This window comes from Pseudoalteromonas sp. MM17-2, assembly GCF_022347945.1.
Taxonomy (GTDB): Bacteria; Pseudomonadota; Gammaproteobacteria; order Enterobacterales; family Alteromonadaceae; genus Pseudoalteromonas; species Pseudoalteromonas ruthenica.
Window position 1 is genome coordinate 20,279 of sequence record NZ_JAKRFV010000020.1, and the last position, 25,139, is coordinate 45,417.

27 protein-coding genes are annotated in these 25,139 nt (G+C 47.7%); 13 read left to right on the forward strand and 14 right to left on the reverse strand.

All coding sequences use genetic code 11. The annotated features are described in order from the left end of the window. The 6 genes from MHM93_RS14965 to MHM93_RS14990 are packed head-to-tail and all read right to left on the reverse strand — an operon-like array spanning window position 1 to window position 5,631. Window positions 1-831, reverse strand: a complete 831-nt coding sequence (locus MHM93_RS14965) for a hypothetical protein (protein WP_239449635.1) — start codon at window positions 829-831, stop codon at window positions 1-3. Then, entirely contained in the window at window positions 821-3,241 is a 2,421-nt protein-coding gene (locus MHM93_RS14970; RefSeq protein ID WP_239449636.1) for a fimbria/pilus outer membrane usher protein, read from the reverse strand. Before MHM93_RS14970 ends, MHM93_RS14965 begins: the two co-directional genes overlap by 11 nt. Beyond that, window positions 3,217-3,921, reverse strand: coding sequence for a hypothetical protein (locus MHM93_RS14975; protein ID WP_239449637.1), 705 nt, complete (start codon window positions 3,919-3,921; stop codon window positions 3,217-3,219). Before MHM93_RS14975 ends, MHM93_RS14970 begins: the two co-directional genes overlap by 25 nt. A gap of 1 nt (window position 3,922) precedes the next feature. Further along, window positions 3,923-4,621 (reverse strand): molecular chaperone, encoded by a 699-nt coding sequence (locus MHM93_RS14980; protein WP_151172445.1) that lies wholly within the window; start codon window positions 4,619-4,621, stop codon window positions 3,923-3,925. Window positions 4,622-4,676: 55 nt separating this feature from the next. Continuing rightward, window positions 4,677-5,153, reverse strand: coding sequence for a hypothetical protein (locus MHM93_RS14985; RefSeq protein ID WP_151172444.1), 477 nt, complete (start codon window positions 5,151-5,153; stop codon window positions 4,677-4,679). Between the two features lie 31 nt (window positions 5,154-5,184). Next, a complete protein-coding gene (locus tag MHM93_RS14990; RefSeq protein ID WP_138547593.1) occupies window positions 5,185-5,631 on the reverse strand; it encodes a hypothetical protein in 447 nt (148 codons plus the stop codon). Between the two features lie 432 nt (window positions 5,632-6,063). Between MHM93_RS14990 and MHM93_RS14995 the strand changes: the two genes are divergently transcribed. From MHM93_RS14995 to MHM93_RS15005, 3 genes are all read left to right on the forward strand, one after another. Next, complete coding sequence (locus MHM93_RS14995; RefSeq protein ID WP_022946395.1) at window positions 6,064-6,657, forward strand: hypothetical protein; 594 nt, start codon at window positions 6,064-6,066, stop codon at window positions 6,655-6,657. Window positions 6,658-6,717: 60 nt separating this feature from the next. Continuing rightward, a complete protein-coding gene (locus tag MHM93_RS15000) occupies window positions 6,718-7,713 on the forward strand; it encodes a DUF4382 domain-containing protein (protein ID WP_239449638.1) in 996 nt (331 codons plus the stop codon). 156 nt (window positions 7,714-7,869) lie between these two features. Next, the gene (locus MHM93_RS15005) at window positions 7,870-9,042 is read left to right on the forward strand and encodes a type III PLP-dependent enzyme (protein ID WP_239449639.1); all 1,173 of its coding nucleotides are present in this window, start codon (window positions 7,870-7,872) and stop codon (window positions 9,040-9,042) included. 71 nt (window positions 9,043-9,113) lie between these two features. On the opposite strand, the gene MHM93_RS15010 is transcribed toward MHM93_RS15005, so the two are convergent. Next, a complete protein-coding gene (locus tag MHM93_RS15010; protein WP_239449640.1) occupies window positions 9,114-9,896 on the reverse strand; it encodes a DUF4124 domain-containing protein in 783 nt (260 codons plus the stop codon). A gap of 124 nt (window positions 9,897-10,020) precedes the next feature. Between MHM93_RS15010 and MHM93_RS15015 the strand changes: the two genes are divergently transcribed. From MHM93_RS15015 to MHM93_RS15035, 5 genes are all read left to right on the forward strand, one after another. After that, the gene (locus MHM93_RS15015) at window positions 10,021-11,340 is read left to right on the forward strand and encodes a DASH family cryptochrome (RefSeq protein ID WP_239449641.1); all 1,320 of its coding nucleotides are present in this window, start codon (window positions 10,021-10,023) and stop codon (window positions 11,338-11,340) included. Beyond that, window positions 11,333-12,889 carry a cryptochrome/photolyase family protein gene (locus tag MHM93_RS15020; RefSeq protein ID WP_239449642.1) on the forward strand — a complete coding sequence of 519 codons (1,557 nt, stop codon included), beginning with the start codon at window positions 11,333-11,335 and terminating at the stop codon, window positions 12,887-12,889. Before MHM93_RS15015 ends, MHM93_RS15020 begins: the two co-directional genes overlap by 8 nt. 95 nt (window positions 12,890-12,984) lie before the next feature. Continuing rightward, window positions 12,985-14,004, forward strand: coding sequence for a phospholipase (locus tag MHM93_RS15025; protein WP_239449643.1), 1,020 nt, complete (start codon window positions 12,985-12,987; stop codon window positions 14,002-14,004). Next, on the forward strand, window positions 14,004-15,191 hold the full coding sequence (locus tag MHM93_RS15030; protein WP_239449644.1) for a peptidylprolyl isomerase: 1,188 nt from the start codon (window positions 14,004-14,006) through the stop codon (window positions 15,189-15,191). The genes MHM93_RS15025 and MHM93_RS15030 overlap by 1 nt, the downstream gene beginning before the upstream one ends. Further along, window positions 15,188-15,703 carry a hypothetical protein gene (locus MHM93_RS15035; RefSeq protein WP_239449645.1) on the forward strand — a complete coding sequence of 172 codons (516 nt, stop codon included), beginning with the start codon at window positions 15,188-15,190 and terminating at the stop codon, window positions 15,701-15,703. Before MHM93_RS15030 ends, MHM93_RS15035 begins: the two co-directional genes overlap by 4 nt. Here the strand turns inward: MHM93_RS15035 and MHM93_RS15040 are convergent. The 3 genes from MHM93_RS15040 to MHM93_RS15050 all read right to left on the reverse strand — a co-directional run bounded on the left by MHM93_RS15040 (window position 15,689) and on the right by MHM93_RS15050 (window position 17,030). Continuing rightward, window positions 15,689-16,165: an NYN domain-containing protein gene (locus MHM93_RS15040; protein WP_239449646.1), complete on the reverse strand. Its 477-nt coding sequence runs from the start codon at window positions 16,163-16,165 to the stop codon at window positions 15,689-15,691. The genes MHM93_RS15035 and MHM93_RS15040 overlap by 15 nt on opposite strands. Before the next feature lie 9 nt (window positions 16,166-16,174). Continuing rightward, window positions 16,175-16,519, reverse strand: a complete 345-nt coding sequence (locus MHM93_RS15045; protein ID WP_239449647.1) for a Fis family transcriptional regulator — start codon at window positions 16,517-16,519, stop codon at window positions 16,175-16,177. A gap of 64 nt (window positions 16,520-16,583) precedes the next feature. Continuing rightward, window positions 16,584-17,030, reverse strand: a complete 447-nt coding sequence (locus tag MHM93_RS15050; RefSeq protein WP_022946406.1) for an Hsp20 family protein — start codon at window positions 17,028-17,030, stop codon at window positions 16,584-16,586. A gap of 218 nt (window positions 17,031-17,248) precedes the next feature. On the opposite strand from MHM93_RS15050, the gene MHM93_RS15055 reads away from it, so the two are divergent. The 5 genes from MHM93_RS15055 (at window position 17,249) to MHM93_RS15075 (ending at window position 21,514) form a co-directional block, all read left to right on the forward strand. Beyond that, the gene (locus tag MHM93_RS15055; RefSeq protein ID WP_239449648.1) at window positions 17,249-17,737 is read left to right on the forward strand and encodes a TlpA disulfide reductase family protein; all 489 of its coding nucleotides are present in this window, start codon (window positions 17,249-17,251) and stop codon (window positions 17,735-17,737) included. Window positions 17,738-17,759: 22 nt separating this feature from the next. After that, window positions 17,760-18,782, forward strand: a complete 1,023-nt coding sequence (locus tag MHM93_RS15060) for a galactose oxidase (RefSeq protein WP_239449670.1) — start codon at window positions 17,760-17,762, stop codon at window positions 18,780-18,782. 9 nt (window positions 18,783-18,791) lie between these two features. Then, window positions 18,792-19,070, forward strand: a complete 279-nt coding sequence (locus MHM93_RS15065) for a peptidylprolyl isomerase (protein ID WP_022946409.1) — start codon at window positions 18,792-18,794, stop codon at window positions 19,068-19,070. Window positions 19,071-19,171: 101 nt separating this feature from the next. Then, window positions 19,172-19,438, forward strand: a complete 267-nt coding sequence (locus MHM93_RS15070; protein ID WP_022946410.1) for a GrxA family glutaredoxin — start codon at window positions 19,172-19,174, stop codon at window positions 19,436-19,438. A 303-nt stretch (window positions 19,439-19,741) separates the two neighbouring features. After that, on the forward strand, window positions 19,742-21,514 hold the full coding sequence (locus MHM93_RS15075) for a DEAD/DEAH box helicase (protein ID WP_152441031.1): 1,773 nt from the start codon (window positions 19,742-19,744) through the stop codon (window positions 21,512-21,514). A gap of 71 nt (window positions 21,515-21,585) precedes the next feature. On the opposite strand, the gene MHM93_RS15080 is transcribed toward MHM93_RS15075, so the two are convergent. The 4 genes from MHM93_RS15080 to MHM93_RS15095 form a co-directional block, all read right to left on the reverse strand. Beyond that, entirely contained in the window at window positions 21,586-22,830 is a 1,245-nt protein-coding gene (locus MHM93_RS15080; RefSeq protein ID WP_053911178.1) for an ectonucleotide pyrophosphatase/phosphodiesterase, read from the reverse strand. A 157-nt stretch (window positions 22,831-22,987) separates the two neighbouring features. After that, entirely contained in the window at window positions 22,988-23,593 is a 606-nt protein-coding gene (locus MHM93_RS15085; protein ID WP_022946413.1) for a peroxiredoxin C, read from the reverse strand. A 280-nt stretch (window positions 23,594-23,873) separates the two neighbouring features. Then, window positions 23,874-24,587 (reverse strand): fatty acid metabolism transcriptional regulator FadR, encoded by a 714-nt coding sequence (gene fadR / locus MHM93_RS15090; RefSeq protein WP_022945083.1) that lies wholly within the window; start codon window positions 24,585-24,587, stop codon window positions 23,874-23,876. Between the two features lie 227 nt (window positions 24,588-24,814). Next, window positions 24,815-25,111, reverse strand: a complete 297-nt coding sequence (locus tag MHM93_RS15095) for a hypothetical protein (RefSeq protein WP_239449649.1) — start codon at window positions 25,109-25,111, stop codon at window positions 24,815-24,817. Window positions 25,112-25,139: the final 28 nt, after the last annotated feature.

The window sequence follows — 25,139 nt, forward strand, 5'->3', positions numbered from 1 at the left end:
TTACAACTCGCGAGGCTCTACTCGAAAGTAAATAATATCGCGGTATCGGCCTGCCACTTGACGTTCAAAATCTTGTAAGCGAATGGCCAGTGGCAGCAATTGAGTAGACTGCTGTGCAGCGATTGGCAATTGTCGCACATGTTGTAGGTCGTACCAACGCCCAGCCACAGCTAGCGAATAGCCAATACGCCAAGCAGGTTTTTGCGTGTCATGCAGTAAATACCCTTGGTTTTGTGAGCGCATCAATAACCGCAAGTCAGTGTTGCTACGCACCTGTAAACTAGGAAGGTGATGATACTCTTTGTTACTGCGCAGCTCACCAAGATTGACACTCGCTTGGCGCGCATTGTGTCCTAACCAGGTCAACGAAAAGCGCTGTGGCAGATGAGTATCAACCACCACATTTGCTTGCGTTATTAGTTGCCCTTGGAAGTGCCCGGTAATAAGCAGAGTGTCTTCGTAGAACCCAGCAAGTGCTGATTGTTGACGCCTTAATTTGAGATTGATAATGGTGCTTTGAGCGCCGCGCACATGTATAGGCATCGCCAGTGCCTGACCTTGGTCGTTGTGCACATCGTAACTAAGGCGCGCCTTATCCCCATGTAGGCGGAACTGCTGCTGAGAGTGTAAGCTAAGTTGAAATTCACAGCCTTCATGTTGCCTAGGCGTAATACGTAATCGATAGCTCGCTTGCGCCGTGCTCTGAGAGCGATAGCTTGCCAAGGTGTCGCTGAGCTCTTCAATGTGCAGTTGCATATCCGTGCAGCTTTGTTGTGCTGTACTTGGCAAAGCAGCAAGCGCTAATACTAAACACACCCATTTAACGCACATAAATCACCCCTTTTCTTTGCAATTGTTGTTCACCCTCAACTTCCAGCGAAACACTCGGTAAGTGAGTATCATCAAAACGAATGCGATAGTGGCACGGTCTCATGCCGGTGATAGCAAAACGTCCTTGACGATTAGTAAAAAAAGCTTTCACATCATCACCACATATCGCTTCACCCACGGTTAAAGCAAGGGGCGTCTCATCGTCATCAATAAGTGTTCCCATCACGGTAATATTGGCACTGGAGCCGACCTTGATGTAATGACCGGAGCGATAGTGCGGATAGAATCGCAATAACCCTGTGCCAATGTCATAGCCAATGGGCAAGTTAGGGATATCTACCGCTGCTCCGCCTTGGCTATAGGCATTAAGATCAGGCAGTAACATGTTCCCTAAGCCATCATTTTTAACGCGTATTGCTTGACCTTGGTCGGTCAAACGTACCTTCAACCCATCTAAGCTCGAGTGCGTATCGACTAAAGCGAAACTATCGTTAATTGTACGCCCCACCCCCCACTGATTTTGCGCGAACGCCAGGGCCGTTGAGAGTGAGAGACGGGTTTGATGCCGCCCTTCATCAGCCTGTAAACGCTTATAAAAGCTGCCATGATCCAGTGCACTACCAAAACGGTTGCCATTGTATCGCATGCTCACATCGACGGCGCTTTGATAATCAATGCTGTTTTCAATGCCAGCCGTGAATTGGCTCACACCAATATGTTGAGCACTCCCCTGGAAACTGTATTCTAAGCGCTCAAGGTGTTTTCGCTGTTGTGCGTACAAACGTAGGCGCTTACCTTGAGCAAATTGATAACTGATGTTGAAACCTAAGTTGTAATCCCGCTGACCCTCATCACGAACTCCAGTAAATACTCGCCAAGACCAACCTTGCTGCCAACTATGCCCGCCTACACTCAAAGTGGCACTGCGCTGCCAAGATTGTTTCTTGCTACCTTGTCGATGACGTTTTTGCGCATTGAGGGAGAAGTTAACTGTGTTGGCGTTATCGAATACATAGCTGTAGTCAAACTGCCACTGGTGCTGCACTGGCAATGAGCGAGCCGCTTTAACAGTACTTATCTGCAGCGGAGTGTAGGCTTTCGCTACATATTCGTAACCGAGCTGAAATTCGCTGCCAGAGTTAGTTCGGTAGCTGCGTAAAGATGCTCGGTAGGCCTGTGCAGCTTCTAAGTGAGAGTGATGACTCAACGCATATTCGCTGGCGGCAATAAACCACGGCATTGCATAGGTAGCTCGAGCGCTCAGTTGCCTACTTTGCTCATGCCATTGCAGCCCAGCGCCTAGAGTTAGATTAGGCGACCACCCATAGTCAAAGCTCGCGCTAATAAAGGGTTGCTGCCAAAGGTAGTCATACCCCGTTGCTGAGGCTTGACTTAATACACCAGCAAAGCTTTGCAGTTGCAAATCGCCTTGGGCGAGCAAATCTAAGCCGGTGGTAATATCAAACTCGATCACCTCCACTTTACCCGCATCATCCGTTATTTTTAACGACACATCATTGCTGCCTTCTTGCAACGGAATATCGGCAAGCGTGTAGACTCCGGGGCCAAGCTGTAAACGTTTTACGACTCGCTGTTCAACGATCACATCAATGCTGGAGGGGCGCTCAAGAGTGAAGCTCTGTGAAGCGGAGGGACGTGGGGAGTGGCGTGTAATTTGCGCAAAGTTTTTAACAAAGGCAACGCCTAAACTCGACTCACTGCCCTGAAAGTAGCCACCGAGTACGTAGTTATCACCAAGACTAAGGCGCGCTCCTATATCCGCATAGTCATAGCTGACACGAGTTCCTAATCGACTCGCCCGAGCCGAGCGTCCGTGTTGAAGTTGCTGCTCCGACTCCAACAGCCAACCATGGGCACGCAGCGCAAGCTCGGTGCGCCAGGTAAATTGCTCCTCACTGAGGCTCTCTTTGGATGCTTGCTCTTTAATAACGCTCAGATAGTTATTGAGATAACCACTGTAGGGAGCCATTTTATGCGCTTCCAAGAACGGTTGCTGTTGCGCCGCTGACACCGTGCGGCTTTGCAATAGCTGACGATCAATAGAGGTCACGAGCAGAAACTGACTCATATCGAATTGCACGCGAATGCCCTGCTCACGTAATGCAAGCAACGGTAACCATTTTTGCTGTGGCTGCGCTAATGAGCCTGTGATTGTCGGCAGTACGAGTGGTGTTAGCGCGTGTGTAAACTCATCACTATCAACATAAATGGTGTCATCTGCTGCAATGCGAATATCAACCACACTCAAATTAGCACCATTTACGACAAGCTCCACACTCAAATCCAGGTCTTGGCCTGTTGGATTCAGCGCCCCATGAGCAACGGAGCAACAGCAGCCAATCAGTAACAATAAGCACAGGCTAATTACTGGCGCAACGCGAGCCGCCATGGCGCCTTCCCTACTGCCTTTGAAAGTAAATACTGATGCCATTGCGAGCTTAAGCTAATATTGCGGCTGCTCTTGGCGGGCAATAAGCTGTCTTCAGAGAGCCGCGCAATATCACTGTCGCGTAAAAGAACTTTTTCACCATCAGCGCTGATAAGTACCAGAGGTAGTGAACTAAGATATGCTCTCGCGTTTCCCTGGTTATGAAGCGTTAAGCTTGCCTTGTGCGCAGTAATGTTCGAGTCCACTATGCGCACATCACTGCCTGCACCCGCTACATCCAAGTGCACAACAACATTAATATCTAATAACATCTGCAGTTGTGGCTGCGATAATATCAGCGGCTGCTGCAATAACCGCACGAAGTAACTAGCCTCTACACCGTTAGCTGGCATGTTGTCGACCACTATCTGAACACGCTGCGACTGCCCTGGCTTTAAAATCATTGCTGGCGGAAAAACCATCAGGTCATCACTTTCGCTCGAACTATAACCTTGATCTTGAAAGTGAATACGCTCAACACCCAGCTCAAACGCAAACTCACGATTACTTGGGTTATGAATAACAAAATAACCACGGCTCCCCGGCTTATGGCTAATATGCTGCACCATGGGTGTGACCTCGACAGCACCTAGCAGGTGGCTGGTGATCAGAGTGCCAAAGAACAACAACCACTTAGCCATACTAGTTACTCAAGGGCTCTATGCGCACTTTTGTGGTTTCAGCTTTAAACCCAGGAGGAGGCGTAAACCCAATCACGCGCGCGCTATTGGGAGGAATAAAGCTGGTTTGCAAAGCCGCAGACAGCGCCGGACCTTGTACTATTCGTTGTTCTTCACCTTGTTGTAGTATCCATTTGGTTTTAATAAGGCGAATATACTTGTTACCTGAGTTGCTGATATTGACCTGCCACGCTTTTTCGTCGCTACGAATGTCAGTAATCGCAAGATTTGCTTTAGCGTCTTCAGGAGCCACATTAAATAAAGTACGAAAGCTCAGAGCCATACCTACAGAGGACTGCGTTTGATTTGGCAGAGCCACTTGGTCAATAACAATACGGTATGCTTTCGATGCGGCTAGCGCCGGCTCACCAATGTAACGCACGACGATTGTTTGCGCTTGCCCTGGTGGAATCACCGCTGTCATTGGCAGAATTAAGAAGTCGCTGTCATTATTGGTGAGTTGCTCTTCACCTTGACTGTTAATGACCAAGTTCTTAGCACTGACTTCCACCGTCAGAGGCGTATCCTCAATATTTACGATACGCATATTACGCTGCGCTTGCTTGCCCATAGGCGCAAGCTCGGCCACCATAGGCTGTACTTGGAACGCGTAAACTGGGGCGGCTATCCAAAGTAAAAGAGTAAGCAGTACAATTCTCATAACATAAACCTAAAAAGGCAGCCCGAAGGCTGCCCAACTCAACATGGAAATTGGATTAACGCGCGGTAATAGCAATTTGCAGCGTGTCTGAATAAGTGCCTGCATACAAGGCATCTTCTAATAGCTCTAGCTGAATTTGACCATTGACGCCGCGAGCAAGCTCTTCTGAACCGTCAACATCAACGCTAACACGCTTCTCGTTTTCACCGGTGTCGGCCATTAACTGTAGGGCAACGGCGCCAGCACTAAGAGAGGCTTTGTAGTCAATACCACGGTTTTCATTGTCGGTATTTTGCAGATTCCCTTCTGCTGAAGTCAGGCTCACAGTCGCGCCATCAGCATCGTTACATAGCAATGTCACGTCTGACATCGCTGTGGCACCAGAGCTTAAAGAAGAGAAGGTTTGGCTGTTGGTCAAGTTAGAAACGGTGCATACCGAATCAACTTGTCCATTAAGATTCAGGCTACTTGAAGCATGCGCCGTTGCGCTAAGAGTCAGAGCAATCGCAGCAGAGATAAGTACTGTTTTCATGTGTAATGTCCTTTTGCTTAAATAATAATCGTTATAGGCCTCGACCATATAGATCAGGCGTGATTTCAAGACGAATTTCGTCGCTGTAGCGCCCGGCAAAAACCAATTGCTGCTGCAGCTGTACCGCGAGAGAAGCGCGTTCAGAGAACAGCACCTGCTCGAAGTGAATCGCCTTTCCTTGCTTTAATTGCAAGGCTGAAAATACTGTTTCCCGTTTGGCTTTCGGCACGGTCAACGTCACTCGGTAAGGCACTAACACATCATTGTTATGATGGCTTAACCCCCCATTTTGAGAATAAAGCGTTAGGGTCATGGGTGAATTACAGCGTAAATCCAATTCAGCCTGAGAGGACCTTGTATTGCTCAACTCAACATCATGTTGATGAAACGCAACAGAACAACGGGCTTTTATATATCCATACATGGCTAGACTAACTTCATTTGCGGTGGCTATGGAGCCATCTAAACTTGCTAGCATTAGCGCCAACTTACAGATTTTTATCACGTTTTGCTTTCGCATCCTGACCCGTTATTGGTGTGCTTCAAACAACGATGAAAAGACTAACTGAGATTTGGGGATTTAAAACGTTTGTTTATGATGAAGCACGTTTATGAACGTTAAACATTTCCCTAAACGGCCGTTTACTTGGGTGTATAACGGGGATTTTTCGGGCTTATAAATATCGATAAATCAGTCTTCTAGTTGCCTGTTTTTAAAATTTTGTAAGACATTCGCCACAAAGCAGACTAAGCAAAACTAATTCAATTTAATTCAAAAATTAGAATAACGCTCTAGGTTATAATTTGTTGTTCTTTAAACGTTCAGCAAGTGTCTGCTAAATTTGCGCCCAAATTTTGCATATTTGATCTTATTTTTTTATAGTCGCAAAGGGTTATTTGGGGTACAGAGATGGAGTTCACCGAACAAGAGCTGGCTTTTTTCCAGCAGGTATTTAGCGAAAACACGTTGCAAGGCGACGATGTTAACACCACCGGCTTGTCCCTTCGTTCGGAGTTACCGGATTATGTTGCCTCCCTATTTGAGCAGCCTGGGTTATGTATGTTGGCAGAGGTCGGGCACTTTGAACTTTGGTTTCCACTGTCGCTGTCATTAACCGCAAACGGTGATTTACAGCCCGCGCTGGAAGCACCTGAAATTTTCGAGGCTCTCGGGCAGCACCGCAGCTGGCGCTTTGATAATCCCACGAGTATTTACTTGCTCACCGACGACGGACGAAAGCTTCCTATTCATTCTTTATCCTCTACAGGCGCGGTGATTGATGCCGAGCAAATCAAGCATGCGCCACAAAGGGCCACAGCCAAGTTAATCCTGCCAGACTATCCGCCAATGCAATTGGAGATGCAAAAAGCGCGGCAACAAGGCTCACTCATTGCTGTCACATTTATACGTAACACCAACAAAAAACAGCTGCGCCAGTTCCTGTTTGATAACCACAAGCAAGGCTATCAAGAAATTTATCACTCCCTCGCGGCACACAGTTAAAACAGTGTTCAGGTAACTTTGCTACGCTCGATAAGTGGGCAATCTGACGGAGTACATTTAATGAATAAACTGATTCTTGCGAGTGCAATTAGCGCCGTTTTACTTAGTGGCTGTGGGAGTTCGGACGATAATGACGACAACATCACCAACCCAGAGCCGACACAAGCAGAGTTCTCGTTAGGCGTATCTGATGCGCCAGTAAGTAACGTTAAAGCAGTGTGGGTTGCCTTTGACAGCATTACCTTAAACGCGGGCGATGGTGAGATGCCAACCTTTGAGACCCGCTCTGAAGAGAACCCAGATCAACCCGTGATGGTAAACTTACTGGACTACACTGGTGATGATGTGTTTGCGCTTATCGATGATGAGCTTGTTGCTGCCGGTGACTACGAATGGCTGCGCGCTGATATAGTCAATGGCGACATGGCCAATATCGAGATGACTTCACATCTGGTTTATAACGATGACACTGTCGTGCCACTTGTTGTCACCCGTAAGGGCAATGACGGCATCGGTGAAATTCAAATTAATGACTTCACTTTGGTCAGTGGTGACAACGACTTCGTGCTTGAGTTTGACCTGAAAAAATCTTTGGTCAACCCAAGTAACAGTAACGAAGTTAAGCTTAAACCCACAGGAATTCGCCTAGAAAACCTTGCCCAGGTGGAAGATATCGAGGGTGTAGTTAGCCAGCAGTTGGTACAAAACTGCGAAACTGACAATGCAGATATCGCGCCTGCCACCGGGGGGTTTGGTCATGCCGTATATCTCTATTATAGCGATGTCAGTGAGCCTAAAGATTTGTACCTTGATGGCGAAACGGTTGCGGCTGATGCACCTATCGCGACCGGTGGCGTGAGCTACGATGAGGAAGATGAACGTTATGAGTTCGAAATCGGCTTTGTCGCTCCAGGTGAATATCAGCTAGCCTACACTTGTGCTGCACACATTGATGACGCCGAAATCCTCGATCAGTCGTTTACGCTGTATCAGCAACAGACAGTCACGGTGACAAGCGGTGAAGACGCTCAAGTTACCTTTGATATAGCCCAATAAGCTATTGAAAATTAAAGACTAAAAATATTTTAAATTTTTGCTTGCATGGCGCGATAATTTAACTATTATTGCGCCACTTTAATTCGATAGCCAATCCTAGTACAGCCCTCCAGCCAAGGCGAAGAGTAACTATCCAAATTCAATTTTGGAGTTATTATGTCTGTTTCTTCTTTGCGAGCTCCTGCTCACTCATTTACCGAGCAATTCGTACAAGCCGACCAACTTGCCAATCAATACGGTACCCCTTTACTGGTGCTGGATATTGACCGTGTTCGCGAAAACTATCTAGCGCTTCATGCTGCGCTTCCGGGGGTGACTTTACACTATGCTCTAAAGCCCCTACCTCATGCAGATGTGGTACGCGCCTTAGACGCGCTGGGCGGCAGTTTTGACCTTGCGACCAATGGTGAAGTGGATTTGGTGGCTCAGTGTGCTGTGCCAGCAAGTAAAACCATTCACACTCACCCGGTCAAGCGCATGGCCGATATTGAGCATGCCTTGGCTTATGGGTGCAATACCTTTGTATTCGACGGTGCCAATGAGTTACATAAGTTTGCGCCTTATAACCATGAGGTTGAGCTGTTACTGCGCTTAAGCTTCTTAAATGAAGATGCGGCTGCTGATTTGTCGAAAAAGTTTGGCGTAACACCAGCACAAGCTTTGCCATTGTTGCAACAAGCTCATAGCATGGGTATTCGCGTGCGCGGGCTGTCATTCCATGTAGGCTCACAAACGCGCGATCCTCATAAATACGTGGCAGCAATAGAGCAATGTAAAGAAGTCTTTGAATTAGCTCGACGCGCGGGTTTGCCTGCCATGAATACATTGGATATTGGCGGTGGCTTTCCGGTGAGTTATCAAAACGACAACATTGATATCGATAGCTATTGTGCACCCATTCGCGAAGCGTTGGCGCAGTGGCCGCAAACCACCCATTTTATTGCAGAACCTGGTCGTTATATTGTTGCCTCGGCCATGGTGCACGTAATGAGTGTAATGGGCCAAAGCCTGCGCGACGGTAAGCCTTGGTATTATATGGATGATGGCGTATATGGTGCGTTTAGCGGCCGCGTGTACGGCGAGCCTGCGCAACGCTTTTACACTTTGCACCAAGCCCCAGAGCAGCCGTGTGTTTTAGCGGGGCCAACCTGCGATAGCATAGATGTCATTACAGAGCATGTGAATATGGCGCAACTGCAGGATGGCGAGCGAGTATTTACCGCTAATATGGGCGCTTACACATGGACAACGAGCACTGATTTTAATTTCTTCGCCAAAGCGCCTGTTATTAGTGTCGATAGTGCACTGAGCATGGCGCAATTGGGTTAGCCCTCTAGAGCTGAAGTTCAAAAGCTAACCTTACTCCACCAGCGCGAGTCTCAGAATCGCGCTGGTGGACATCAGTTCGTGTCTTTGTTTTCCTTGGCTTTTTGCATTAATTCGGCACGCTCTTGAGATAGGCGCGCTAACCCTTTTTGTTCAACATCAATCAAGGTGGTGTACTTAGCCGTCACTGCTGACATACGTTGCGACAAGGCATTGTCATAAGTAGCATCAACGAGGTTATCCGGTGTTTGCGCCGCTTCCTCTTGCAGCGCTTCTAATTCATTGTCTAGACGCGTGTGGTAGGTGTCAATTTTATCCAGGTGCTGGCGCATATCGCGGTCAATTTGCTGCAAGCGAATAAAACTGTCGATGCTGTCTGGGGCATTTGCTGCACTGTCTTTAAAGATCTCTTTTTGGGCCAGCAAACGGTCAATATGCATTTGTTCCCGATCGATCAACGCTTGATAACGCTTACTCACCGCCTCCATTTCTTTGGCAATGGCTTGATCTTTTTCAGCTCCAGTGAGGTTATTAACTTGGGCATCTGACTGATCTTTCAAGCGCGCAATTTCTTCTTGCATTTGACGTGTGTAAGTCTCAATTTTATCGCGGTGTTGGGCAATTTCTTTATCCGCCTGCTGATTGCGTATATACCCCTCAATATCACTGTCGCTTTGCGGCTTATCTGCGCTTGAAGTGTCGGCGGCAATGGTATTAACCACCACTGTCTTGGCATCTTTAGAGCAAGGGAGCTGCGAAAATTCTACAGTGCCATTTTTGGTGCATTGATATACTGTGGTGCCAGCACTCACCGGTAAAGCAGCGGTAAACACGGTTATAACAAACAAGCGAATCATTTTTTCTCCTAAGCGCCAGAGCGCGTACCTATCTCAAGTCTAGCTGATGCATAGCCACATGCGAAGGATCCATGTGCGGCGTTCAAACGTACCACAGCGGTATTCGTAATAACCGAGGTGCACCATGAAAACGGGGCTCTATCTTTTTTATCACGATCTGAGATTAGAAGACAATCAGACACTTAGGCGATTATCTTCACAAGTTGATCGGCTTATATTGGCGTATTGTCCGTTGCACACACTCACTGTGCCATCGCGCGCCATTTACAATGCTCGCGAGCAAGGGCCTGCGCGCACTGCATTTGTTGAGCAAACACTACACCACCTGGGCCAAGCACTAGCGCCTTATCATCACTCACTTTGCTGCATTGATAATCTTAAGACACTCGACGAACTGGTTGGCGTTCATGACATCACTCACCTAGGCGTAGGGCATCAGCATGGCTGGGATGAGCGAATGGCTATCGCTCATATTAAAGAGCGCTACAAGGCTATTGAGCTGATTCAAGATCATGATCATACGCTGTTCACCTTGGCACAACTCCCAGGTCCTGTGGATGAGTTACCCAGCACCTTTAGTCAATTCCGCAAAGCCGTTGAGTCTGAGCTAAGTGCCGATGAACCGCTTGCAGCGCCAACACAGCTTGCTCCTAGCGTCCCCGTTAGGCAAAACCTTTATGTCCAAGGTGATGCATCCACCTCTGTACTCACGCCTTGGTTTGCACAAAGCGCTGCACACGCGCTTGAGAACTATTTTGCTACGGATGCACCCAGTCGCTATAAAGAAACGCGCAACGCGCTTCAAGGTCAGCACTTTTCGACGGCACTGTCACCTTGGTTAGCAAACGGCGCTTTAAGTGCACGCCTGATGCTAAGCAAATTGCGTGACTATGAAGCACAGCACGGTGCCAACGAGTCAACGTACTGGATTTACTTTGAACTATTGTGGCGCGAGTACTTTCAGTGGCTGGCAATCAAACAAGGTAAACAGCTATATTGCTTTCAAGGCAACCGTAGCACCAGCCCACAAACTAGTTTTTACGCCCAACGCTACCAAGCGTGGTGCCAAGGCAACACCCCCTATGCGTTGGTTAACGCCCTGATGCATGAACTTAATACCACCGGCTGGATGTCCAATCGGGGCAGACAAATTGTTGCTAGCTGCTTTGTCAACGAACTCAATCTTGATTGGCGTTATGGCGCCGCCTATTTTGAGCGTATGTTGATTGATTACGACAGCGCCAGCAACTATGGCAATTGGCAATATATCGCGGGCGTAGGGGCCGACCCTCGTGGCGGCCGTCATTTCAATCTAGCGAAACAGCAACAGCAATTTGATCCCGATGGCGAGTTTATTAGCCGTTGGCAAGGCGAAGCGAGCCAAAGCGATATCGACTATCAAGATTACACCGGCTGGCCCCAACAAGGCGTGACTCATGAGTGAAAACTACAAAGAAATCCGCCTTATTCTCGGCGATCAGTTAAATGCGCAACATAGCTGGTTTGAGCACAAGAGCGACGATGTACTGTATATAATTGCTGAGCTACACCAAGAAATGCAGTATACCCAGCATCATATTCAAAAAGTGTGTGCTTTTTTTGCTGCCATGGCTCGCTTTGCCGAAGCCCTGGAATTAGCTGGACACCGTGTTCTTCATCTGACTCTCGATGATACACAGGATTACGATGATTTAGCGCACCTACTCAAGACGCAGGTGCAGCGCTTTAATGCCAATACCCTTAGCTACCAACTTCCTGATGAGTATCGTTTATATGAGCAACTGCGCGACTTAAACCTCGGAGCAGACATCACCTTGAATGCCTATGATAGCGAGCACTTCTTGTTGGGCTTTAATGAGCTGAGCGATTACTTTCAGGCCGATACGCATCACACTATGGAGCAGTTTTACCGTAAAATGCGCCGACGCTTTAAGGTGTTGATGCAGGGCGACAAGCCTTTGGGGGAGCGGTGGAATTTTGATAAAGAAAATCGCAATAAGCTAACCCAACAAGACCTCACCGAGCTGCCACAGCCACTATGCTTTGACAACGATGTGCGCAGTATCAAAGAGCGCATCACCCGCCATAAGGTAAGTACTATAGGCCAAGGCAGCGACACGCTATTATGGCCTGTGAGCCGCAAACAGGCCAAGCAGTTACTGCGCTATTTTTGTGACCACTTACTGCCTTGTTTTGGTACCTTTCAAGATGCCATGACCTGTCAAAGTGATAGCCAGTGGAGCCTTTATCACAGCCGCTTATCATTCGCGCTTAACAGTAAAATGCTGCACCCCATGCAAGTGATCAACGAGGCCACTTCGGCCTATGAGCAAAGTGATGGCGCTATCACCCTGGCTCAGGTAGAAGGCTTTATTCGACAAATCCTAGGTTGGCGTGAGTATGTGCGTGGGATTTATTGGGCTAACATGCCCAAATACAGTTCGTTAAATACTTTAGAGGCCTCGTCGCCGCTGCCAGAGTTTTTCTGGCATGGAAAAACCAATATGGCCTGTCTTAGCCATGCTATTGGTCAAAGCCTTGATTATGCCTACGCCCACCATATTCAGCGCTTAATGATCACCGGCAATTTTTGCTTACTACTTGGCGTTGACCCCGATGCCGTCGATGCCTGGTACTTAGGTATTTATGTAGACGCCATTGAATGGGTGGAAATGCCCAACACCCGGGGCATGAGCCAATTTGCCGACGGCGGCATTATTGCCACCAAACCTTACAGCAGTGGTGGCAACTACATCAATAAAATGAGCGATTACTGCAAACACTGCCACTATAACGTTCGCGAAAAAGTAGGCGAGAAGGCATGCCCATTTAACAGTCTTTACTGGCACTTTATGGTTCGCCACCGTGAGCGCTTTGGTAATAATCACCGCATCGGCATGATCTACCGTAATTGGGATAAACAAGACAAGCGCCAGCAACAGCAGGTGTTAGAACGAGCGCAGTGGTGCATCGATAATGTGGAGAAATTATAAAGACATAAAAATAGATCAAATAATTAACTTTTATGTAACCTCAATGTAAGACGTTCCCATTTTAATACACTTACCATTTAAAAAACGGGAACATTATGAAAAAACAACACCTTATTGCCGCACTACTGATAGCAAGTGCGGCCACCAGCCAAGCACATGCTTTTAGCCAAGAGACCCATAAGCGTATCGTTATCGATGCCGTTGCTTATATGCAGCAGAACCCGAATACCACAGCCTATGCTGAGCTTGAGCAGTATGCACAACAAAACAATATGTCGGTGGACATTCTCGCCGATTTACTGGGTCAGTCAGCTTATGATGTGGATGACTTTGAAGATACCTTCTTTTGCGGTGCAATAACCGGGTCGTGCGTACAAGCGCCACTTTGGGGTGCTGCGAAAAGCATCGTTAAATACACCAGTTATTGGCACTTTCAAAATCACAGCCAAGGTGCCGATGTGCACGGCAATGATTTTGGCGGCTACAATTACCAAAAGCTCACTGTCTGGGGTGATGTTGATAAACTAGCCGCCACATGGCTCAAGGGGGACTACCTCGATGATGGTCAAGGTGGTGAGACCGGTTGGTTCAATGCCGACAGTAGCAAATACAATAGCTATGGCGTCACCGAGCGCAACTACCGTATCGATAGCCACTCACAATACAGCATGTACGATGACTTTGAGGATATGCCCTTCCAACCTTTAGATAATCTGGGCCAGTACTGGTATCAAAGCTATCTGCAAAGCGGCAACCCGCAGGTGCTAGGGTTTGTCTTTCACACCACAGACTTATTACAACCACACCATACGTGGACAACCTCAGCACTTAACCATTCTAGTTGGGAGGGTTGGGTAAAAGACTATTATGACCAAGAGCAGCTCAATGATATGCGCCTAGTGCGTGATGCCATGGATAGCTTTAGCGCCCTTGACCCACAACAACAAGATATTCGCCCACTCCTCACGCAAGGGGGGGCGTTTAGTTACGCTCAAGGCGGCATCGTACTTAACTCTGAAGATCACTACGATCGGGTCAACACCGGACGCCTTGTTATTCCTCATGCTATTGCCATGGTCGTGCACCTGCTTAACCATGCCATGGAGCAGCGTTAATGGGGTTCAGGATTTTTATCTGGATAGGCCTTATTGGCCTATCTTTTTCGTCATTCTCGCAACTGCCGAGCAATGCTGAAGTGCGCTTTATGCGCACTGTATACCAACAACACAGTGCCGATTTAGCGGCGCACACCCGTCAAAGGTTGGTGGAGAATGCTTTTTTGCTACACCAAGCACATCAGCGTTTTCCATCGTTAGTGATTCGCCAAGCTACCGTGGGCTTCAACAATCACTATCATGTGCGCCGCTACTTACTGAGCGCTTGGCAGGCTCAAGGCTGGTTAGACGACAATGCCATAGCGCCGTTGGCGCTTAACCCTGCTTACAATGATAATTGGTTACGCCGCACACTGGGCCACTACCCAGCCGATGGCGCACTCAATCAAGTCACCGTGAATAAGCTTACAGGCATCAAGCTACTGGATGCCACGGCATTATCCAACACCTTGAACATGGCAGATTTTTACCAGAGCATGTCGATGCAGATAAAATATAAGTTGCATCAAGGTGACATGTCCGTATTTCACAGCGAGTTGCAACGTTGGCATCGATTTCGTCAAAGCGCCCTATTGGTGAGCCCTCTGCTCAAAAGCCATCAGCTCAGCCTTGAGCGCCTACAAGACATCGCTTTGGCAGATATTCTTCGCCCTAGCCTATTAACCGAGCTCGGCGTACAACGAACCATGCACGGCAGCAGTGGTGAGCTGGAGCGCCTCAAACAGGACATCAAAGAGCAAGATATCGTTGCCTATTATGAGCGTCACCGCGAGCGCTTTCGCTATATTGCCAAAGTACGAGCTTACGGAGTTCAGTTTGATCAGCATGAGCAAGCGCAAAAGTTCTATCAACAAGCCAAAAGTCAGGGTTTTATTAGCGCAATGGGCGACAAAGAAAACGTATTCGGCAAACAAAATAGCGTATTAAGTCGCGATAACGACAGCGCCCCGGTATTTGCCAAGCAACTGGCATTCACGTTGCCAACAGATACCTTATCGCGCCCAGTACGCACGCCTGCAAACAAGTGGCTAGTACTAATGAGCACGGAAAAAGCCTATGAATACTATGCTAAAAACAGCGAAACGGTGCGTTACCAAGCCATTGAGGCACTCGCTAAGGAGCAGGCACAGCAGAACTATGAAGCACAATTTAAGGCGTGGCGCGCGCACATGGAGGCAGCCGGATGAAACGAGTCATAGTGCTTTTAATACTGCTCATAGGCGCTCTAGCCTGGTATTTGAGCGCCGATGTTGGGGCTATCAAAGCCCGCAGCGACTCGCCCACCTTGCTGTCAGTGCGTGATACCCCCGCAGTGGCAGCCGAAGAAGCGGTCTCTGCTCGCCAGAGTAAAACACAGTATTCGCAAGCCGTTGACCCCCCTAAACAGATAAGCGCTCAAGCGCCTATCACAGAGCCGGAATATGTGCCTCCTATCGCCAAAGACCGGCAACAAGATGACGCTTATCAAGGTGATTTGCACGATCACCAAGCTTATCAGCGCTACCAACAGCGCCAACACAACGACTTTAAACGCGCCTATATCAGTGCCGCAAAAGATAAAGTCGCGCTCCTTAAAACTTGGCTAGCGCGGGGGGAGCGAGAAGGCATCTCGCCGGAACAGCTGCAGTTTGCTCGGGATAAAATTGCCGCCTTAGAGCAAGCCAAGCAACAGTTGGAAGAGCAATTAGCCCAACAATAGCGTATCGTCTATAGCGCGGAAATGGCTGGCGGCATTGATCAAAGATGTCGCCGTCAACGGTGCACAACTGTACACTTCGACGCGCTTATTACGTTCATGACGTAGTTTGGCGACGAGCATATCGAAATCACCGTCACCAGAGAGTAAAATGGTGGTATCCGTTTGCGTTCCATGCTCCATAGCATCAAGGGTGATACCCACATCCCAATCGCCTTTAGCCGAACCATCAGCACGCTGAATATAGGGTTTCAGCTTGACCTCAAAGCCAATGGCTCGGAGGATATTTTGGAATTCTCGTTGTTTGCTATCGCCACGATCAATGGCATAAGCGATGGCGGTGACTATTTCGTACTTAGCGCTTACCTCGCGCCAAAAGGCGTTGTAGTCAAAATTGCGCGTAAAACTCTCACGGCAGGTGTAATAAATATTTTGTACATCTACAAAAATGGCCGCTGTAGGCATAGATCCTCTCTAAAGGTGGCTTAATCGCCGTGCCCAGTTACCATTGTGGCCTACTTTGCACTGCTGTTCAGTGTCGTAGACTATCTGTTTTTTCGGGTTGTGCATAGCTAAGTCCTCGGCCTTGAGCACCGCCATCAACTGCGCTTCCAATTGCGGGCGCATTTGTGAGCCTAAAAAGGAACGTAACTGTTCATCGGTGGTGAACACCACAATCACTTTGATGTTGTCGGTTCGCTGCCAATCAATAACGTGGGTCAGCCACTCAAAACCTGACAACGGCTCACAATGTTCATTACAAAAGCGGGTCAGCGCTTTGCGCAGTGTGTTGTCTTTTTTCTTATCAGTTTTACGCATCGGTTTATCCACACAAAAACGCCGCCCGGTTGGGCGGCGTAAACACAGGGAGAATGACTAGAAATTATTTGCTCTCAAGCAAATTGCCAGAGCCTATTTCAATTTTACGTGGCTTCAAGGCTTCAGGGATCTCTCGCTCTAAGTCAATGACTAGGAGCCCGTTTTCAAGCCCTGCGCCGAGCACTTTAACGTGGTCGCCAAGCTGGAACTTACGTTCGAAGTTGCGCTCAGCAATACCTTGATGAATGAATTTTCGCTCTTGCTTGTCGTCTTTGTCAGCCTTTATACCGGCGACTTTCAGAGTATTGTTCTCTGACTCAATACTCAGCTCATCTTCGCTGAATCCAGCCACCGCCATGGTGATACGATACTGGTCTTTACCCAATGCCTCGATGTTGTAAGGTGGGTAGCTTGGCTGCTTATCGGTGCGTGCCGCCGCATCCATAAGTGATGCAAGGTGGTCAAAACCGATGAATGAACGATATAGTGGTGATAAATCTACTGTACGCATAATGATATCCTCATAATTAAGCGATATTAGTTGCTACTTTTCACGATGAACAAGTAACATTTACGTTTTAAATCAATAAGTTTACTTAGTTTGGGACCCTTTCCGGCGTCCTCACTAACTGATGTATGGACAGCGTCTTTATTTTCAAGAAAAAGATGCAAAATTTTTTCTGCCACTATCCGGTCTAATTTATTAAGCCTATGAATTTTAAGTTAAATATGAAAAAAATTTTATTGCAGATTATTATTATTGCGATCGTTTTCTTTGCTGTCAGTGCATTTCAACAGCGCAATCTGCTAAGTACCGATCACACCCCCGCGCCTTACTTTGCCTTAACACAACTCAATGAACAGGGGCGATACAGCATCAAAGAACTCCAGGGGCAAACTACCGTGGTGTACTTTTTTGCGCCATGGTGCTCTATCTGCAAGGTGTCCATGCCTAACTTACAATCGGCAATGGATGATGGCGATATTAACGCTGTGGCCGTTGCCCTTGATTATCAAAGTGAGCAACAAGTACAAGATTTTGTCGCTGACCTCTCTTTATCCATGCCCATACTTTTAGGTAGCGCACAAACCGCTAAGCAATATAAAATATCTGCATTCCCAACCTATTATGTTATTGATGAATCACTGCGCATAACTGCCCGCTCTATGGGCTACTCCAGTGAATTAGGCATTAAATACCGAGGTAGAGATGAATAAACGACATTGCTTTGTCGCCGCGCTGAGCATGCTCTGCGCGCCAACGTGGGCCACAAAAAACCTGCCAGCGTTACCCGAGCCAGTGACCAATAATGCCGTCGCCCAAGTGACAACGGAACAAGGGCCTTATTTTATTAGCTTCATGGGGTTAGGTGCTGGGAAAAGTCACGAGGACGTGCACAATAAAGTGTGGGCATTAAAAATTGGCCAGGGGCAATGGCAAGGTAAAAAAAGTGTTCCCGCCAGTACCGAATTAAAAGGCCGATTGGCGGCGACTGCTGTGGGGGTCGGTCCATACGCTTATGTTTTTGGTGGCTATACCGTGGCCGACGATCACAGTGAAATTTCAGCGCCCGACGCCTATCGTTTTGATGTGCTAACCAACAGCTACCAGCGCCTAGCGGATATGCCGGTGCCTGTCGATGATAGCGTTGCGTTGAATTACCAAGACAAGTTTATCTACTTGATCAGTGGCTGGCACAATGATGGCAACGTGAACTTAGTACAAGTCTATGACATTGCTAATAATACTTGGCAACAAGCGTCGCCATTTTTAGGCGAGCCGGTATTTGGTCACGCCGGTGCAATTAAAGGTAATATCATGGTGGTGTGTGATGGCGTAAAAACCGTTGCTTATATTGATAAACGCCGAGGCTTCGATGGCAAAGCCCAATGTTTTAAAGGGATCATCCACCCCGACAAGCCAACAAAAATTGATTGGCGTATGATTAGCCATCCCACCGGCAAGAGTCATTATCGTATGGCAGCGGGAACAATCAATGGCCAGCTGGTGTTTATGGCGGGCTCCCCTAACCCTTATAACTACAACGGTATCGGCTATAATGGTAAACCCAGTTCGCCGTCAAATCAGGTATGGCGTTTCGATACTGATACTAATCGTTGGCAACGTTTAGAGCATGCCCAACAGGGCACCATGGACCACCGGGGTTTACTGAGTCACCAAGGCACCGCCTATCGCATTGGCGGCATGGGCGAAAAGCAAAAGGTGCTCGACGTGGTCACCCCTTATCGATATTCATTTTAGGACGCAGTTATGGCAAAAGCGTGTGCATATCACATATTAGTGAAGAGCAAAGAAGAGTGTTTGGCTATTAAAGCCAAGTTAGACAAAGGCGGCGACTTTAATAAACTCGCGAAACAATATTCCACCTGCCCATCAAAAAAACGTGGCGGCGATTTGGGTGAATTTCAGCGCGGCACTATGGTCAAAGCCTTTGACGATGTGGTGTTTAAAAAACCGCTATTGGAAGTACACGGGCCGGTGAAAACCAAGTTTGGCTATCACCTAATTAAAACCGTTTATCGTAGTTAATCGCTTTTAGCGAATATAGAAATCGCTTTTGCTTATTTTACCCCAGCGACGAACCTCGCTACACTGCAAACCTAACGTTATTAACTGCACTGGAGAGAACTATGCTAACTGTTATTTTTGGCCGTGAAGGGTGCCCTTTCTGCGTACGCGCAAAAGATGTTGCCGAGCAACTGACGCAAAGCCGCGATGACTTCAAATACCGCTATATCGATATCGTTAAAGAAGGGATCAGCAAAGCGGATTTAGAAAAATCAGCTGGCAAACCATGTGAAACAGTGCCGCAGATCTTTATCGATCAGGCGCATATTGGTGGATTCACTGAGTTCGAAGCTTACGCGAAAGAAAATTTAGGTCTGTACCAAGACTAATACGATAAGAAAGCCGGGATCATACTCGGCTTTTTTTGCCTCCTGCGCACCATTTTTGCGCTGAAAAACTCACTTTGGCCCGCCAGTTTTTAATGCGTTTTTAACAACAAAACATGCTTAGTACACATGCGTTAAACCGTTAATTTTACGTAATTTCTCCGTGATTAAATCTAAGCGCAACGAACACCACTGGTTAAATTTCATACAAAACCAAGCACATAGGAAATAGTTGTAATTTATACAAGCAATTACTGCTTCATTCCTGTACAATGCGCGCCTCTTTGAATTCCCTGAGGCGTTTTAATGTCAGAACCAGTCACCTTTGAGTCGTTACACCTTTCTCCTGCTACTTTAAAAGCAGTGAGCGAATTGGGTTATGAGACTCCTTCCGAGATCCAAGCTCAATGTATTCCTCTTTTACTCGACAAAAAGGACGTATTGGGAATGGCACAAACAGGCACGGGTAAAACCGCCGCCTTTGCCTTACCATTGTTGAATAACTTGGATGCGGATGCAAAATATCCGCAAGTGCTTGTGCTTACTCCCACCCGTGAACTCGCAATCCAGGTTGCAGAAGCATTCGAGCAATACGCAAAATTTACTAAGGGCGTAGAAGTGCTCGCGCTTTACGGCGGCCAAAGCTACGGTATTCAGCTCAGCGCCCTACGTCGCGGTGCGCAAATCATTGTCGCGACTCCGGGTCGTCTACTTGATCACATCAGTCGTAAATCTATCGACCTATCACGCTTAAGCGCATTGGTGTTGGATGAAGCCGACGAAATGCTACGCATGGGCTTTATCGATGATGTAGAAAGCATCATGGCGCAAACCCCGGAAGACAAGCAAACTTGTTTGTTCTCGGCGACCATGCCAAAACAGATTCAGTCTATTTGCAAAACCTATTTGCAAGACGCAGAGCAAGTGCGTATTACGCCACGCAACAGCACAGTATCCACTATCGAGCAAGTGTACTGGCAAGCGCGTGTACACAAAAACAAAGCCATTGTGCGCTTTTTAGAAGCCGAAGACTTTGATGCTGCCATTGTATTTGTGCGTACTCGTAACGACACTGTGCAGTTGGCTGAGCTCCTTGAGCGCGAAGGCTTCTCTGCCGCACCATTAAACGGTGATATGAACCAGCAGGCGCGTGAGCGCACCGTTGACCGCCTTAAAAATGGTTTACTTGATATTGTTATTGCCACCGACGTGGCAGCACGAGGCCTAGATGTTGAACGCATCAGCCTAGTGGTTAACTATGATATCCCACAAGACAGCGAAGCCTATGTACACCGTATTGGTCGTACCGGCCGTGCAGGTCGTCAAGGTAAAGCTATTTTGTTCGTTAAGGGTAATGAGCGTTACCTACTTAAGAACATTATGCGCCACACCAAGAGCGACATCGCTCAGGTAGAATTGCCGAGCGCTAAAGTCGTTGAGCAAAAGCGTATTGATGGCCTAGAGAAGAAAGTGGCTGCTGCGCTGGAGCACAAAGACAGTGAGTTCTTTGCGCAAGTAGCCAATACCCTAGGTAACAAGTTGCAATTGAGCCAAGGTGACTTAGCCGCCGCGCTACTTTATCTGGCACAGCAACAGTCGCCGTTGAAGGTCGAGGAAATCAAAGCGAAGGAACGTCCAGAGCGTGGTGAACGCAGTGAGCGCAAAGGGGATCGTCGTCGCGACGGTGATAAGCCTCGCCGCGAGCGTCGTGATGCTAACACGCCAATGGATACGTACCGTATTGAGGTGGGTCGCGAGCACGGCGTACAAGTTAAAAATATCGTCGGTGCCATTGCTAATGAAGCGGATATCTCCAGCAAGTTTATTGGCGACATTCGTTTATTTGACGCTCATAGTACCGTTGAGCTACCAAAAGGCATGCCTGAGGACAAGCTGGCGCACTTCCAAAAAGTGTATATCTGCAAGCGTCCTATGAAGCTGACGCTTAGCCAAAGCGAAGCTCGTGCACCGCGTGAGGCACGTGAACCACGAGGTGAAGGCAAAAAGCGTAGTTTCCGCGACCCTAACGCTAAAGGCCGTGGCCAGCGTAAAGAGCGCAAAGCAGTGAGCTTTCAATAAGCCTTACATGACATAAAAAACCGCCGTTATGGCGGTTTTTTTGTGCCTGGATTTCAGCCTAGCAACAACCCCTAGTTGCTGCGCGTGTCAGGTTCACGCTTTGGCGGTGACAACAAGGCTGGCCACAAAGTAGCGCCGTCACTGTCGATGGGGGTCAGTATCTCTAAGCCGAGGATATGTGCCACCACAGGGTAAATATCAAGATTACGCACCTGTGCCAGCGTTTTCCCTTGGTGGAAACTTGGGCCCACGGCTAAGAACACAGCGTCCATATTGTCATCATCGATAAAACCATGGGTGCCCAGATAATGATGATCAGGCTGCGTAAACACCACCGGTGGGCGCGTTTGCAGCACAATATCAGCCTGTCTCGGCCCCATAGTGACACCATATTGAGCCAGTTGCTCCTTACTCATCACCTGATATTGATCCGCTGCCTGCTTGTGTAGTCGCTCTCGAAGTGCCTGTAAAGCGCGCGTAGACGCCTTATGTTGATAAATAGCCACCCGAGTACCAGAGTTAATAACTTTAAATCCATCATCGATGTTGAGCGATGCTAAAGGAATGCCGGCATCGGGATTTACTTCGCTCATGCCATGATCAGAGACCACAATTAGGTTCACCTCGGTGTCTAACTCGGTATTTATTCTGCGCCACAGCTCACCAATAAGGCGATCGATTCCTAAAGCTCCTGCCTTGGTTTGCGGCGCGTTCGGCCCATACTTGTGGCCGAGGCTGTCAACCTCAGAAAAGTAGCTCATAATGAGTTTGGGGCGCTGCTGCTTGGGTAACTTAAGCCATTGAATGATTTGCTCTACGCGATGGGACTGCTTGCCGTGGCTAGAATACGGATAAAAGTAAGACGCTGTGCGGCCATTGAAACGCGCATCCGATTCTGGCCAGTAATAGGTAGCGGCTTTCACCCCTTGTAGCTCAGCTAGGTTCCACAGTGGCGTGCCTGATACCCAGCTAGTATCAGCCTGCCCTTTGCCCATGGCATAGCACTGTTGCCGCTGTTTATCACAAAAACGGTTACCCACGATACCATGGTGACTGGGCAGCAGACCTGTGGCGATGCTGATGTGGTTGGGGAAAGTTTTGCTCGGATAAACCGTTTTCATTCGCAGCGCCCGCACTCCTTGACGGCTTAATTTAGCTAGCGCCGGGGTATCGAAATGCTCAATGTAGTCATGACGAAAACCATCGATGGAAATGATGACCGTGGCGGGCACCGTGGCGGGATTTTGAGTAGCCGACTGGCCGTAAGCCGCCCCACTACAAAACAGAATGAGCATCATAGAAAATACTGCGCGCATGTCACATATCCTTGTTATAAAAACTAAAATCTTAGTTGAGAAGAATGAAGTTATGATGAAGGTACCGATTTTAGTTATTGTAGTACAGGCTTACAGCTGTTTTCAGGCATAAAAAAACCGCGCTAAAGCGCGGCTTTTCTTGAAACCTTGGGTCGACTTATAGGTCGCCTTCGTTTTCAGATAGGAACTTAGCAACACCTTCAGGGCTTGCGTCCATACCTTTTTTACCTTCAGTCCAACCAGCTGGACATACTTCACCGTGCTCGCTGTGGAACGCTAGAGCGTCGACCATGCGCAGCATCTCGTCGATGTTACGGCCTAGCGGTAGGTCGTTAACTACTTGGTGACGTACTGTGCCTTCCTCGTCAATTAGGAAAGAACCACGGAAAGCAACGCCCGCTTCAGGGTGCTCTACGTCGAACGCTTGACAAATTTCGTGCTTCACGTCAGCAACAAGGTCATATTTAACTTTACCGATACCGCCGTCAGCAACAGCAGTGTTACGCCATGCGTTGTGTGAGAACTGTGAATCGATAGAAACACCGATTACTTCAACACCACGCTTTTGGAACTCTTCATAGCGCTTGTCGAAAGCAATAAGTTCAGAAGGACAAACGAATGTGAAATCAAGTGGGTAGAAAAAGATAACCGCTTTCTTTCCTTTGATTTTTTCGTGTAGGTTGTAGTCTTCAACGATCTCGCCGTTACCTAGCACTGCAGCTGCTGTGAAATCTGGTGCCTTGCGGCCTACTAATACACCCATTGTAATCTCCAATAGTTTGAGTTTATCGTTAACACAGTGGCTCTGACGGCAAATGCGTCAAAGCATTTTATGTATGTGCAAGTAAATATAGTGACGAAAAAGCAAAAACCAACCCCATCACGTAAAATTCACGTTGCACCTAATTCTGCGCAATATGGTACTGACCCTGCGCACAAAAGAACAATCGCATTTAGCGATAGCTATCATCGATAAAACTGATTGACACCAACGCCTTTGTCTTAGGCACAAAAAAGCCCGCTAGTGCGGGCTTTTAAGCTATTTAATCCATAATATCTTCGGGCATATTGCCACGAATCTCTTGCCATATTTGGCCACTCTTATGGCCGTAGCGACGCATCAGGGCAATTGCGCCATCGTGGTCTTGCTGCTCGGCAAGCTCGGCTAAGTCTGAATAGAACTGACGCGCCAGCTCTCGAGTACGCGGGTCAGAAAAATAGTGGCAGCCAATTTTAGAGTAAAAACCTTTAAAGCCATTTAAAATCAATACATAGATTTTATTGTTCCCTGCCCCAGCTAACTGGTGATGGACAAGGTAATCATAATCGGCGAAGGCCTGCGCTGTGTCTTCTACAGTTTCTCTATCTGCAACAATTTCTTTTACACGTTCTGGGTCTATCTTAATCGCTGCGCGCATGTAAATGGCGCTGATGTTCGTACGCGCAGAAAGCAGCTGGTCGGTCAGCTCTGGCATTTTGTCTTCATCAAGACGGGCCAAGGTCTCAAGAATGTTCAGCCCTGAGGTTTCCCAAAAGTTGTTCACGCGCGTCGGCTTACCGTGTTGAATAGTCAGCCAGCCATCGCGGGCTAGGCGTTGTAACACCTCACGCAAGGTAGTGCGAGTGACGCCAATCAGTTCCGATAGCTCACGCTCAGCTGGAAGAATTGAGCCAGGCGGAAACTCGCCATTCCAGATGGACTCAACTATGTACTCCTCAGCAAATCCAGCTGGGCTTTTGGCTTTGAATATTCTCATCTAACGTCCACTTCACTACTAAAAATATTATTATTGATCTTAACATACTGATTGTACCAGATGCGAAGCAACTAACAAGCACACTCGCCCAGTCACGGTTTTGTGATCATACACAGCAAAGGTGAGATTGTTACACAGTGTGAGATCTTAAATTCGACGCTCAGAGATGGGGTAAATGTGGGAAGCGCCAAAAGCTTAAAAAGAGCTATTGACGCCATAGCCTCTTGTTATAAGCCGTTTGCAACAATGATATATATGAATAAGCCAAAAAACGATCCTGATGCTACGAACAATGAAATACGTACCCTTTTAATATGACTGTCTAAACCTTCATGGTACAGGGGGAAATTTTTAGGGTTACCAAACAACATACCCCAATACTGATCTTGGTAGCTTAGGTATTCGACTAGCCTATTTTTCCGTTCTTCTGTACCTTTATGCGCAGCTTTTTTGTATGCTTCCATCTGGATGCTAAACACAATAAAGCTAATCGCTACTACCCCAAACAGGATGATAAATACCATTACTTCCCTTAGGCTTATAACATATTTA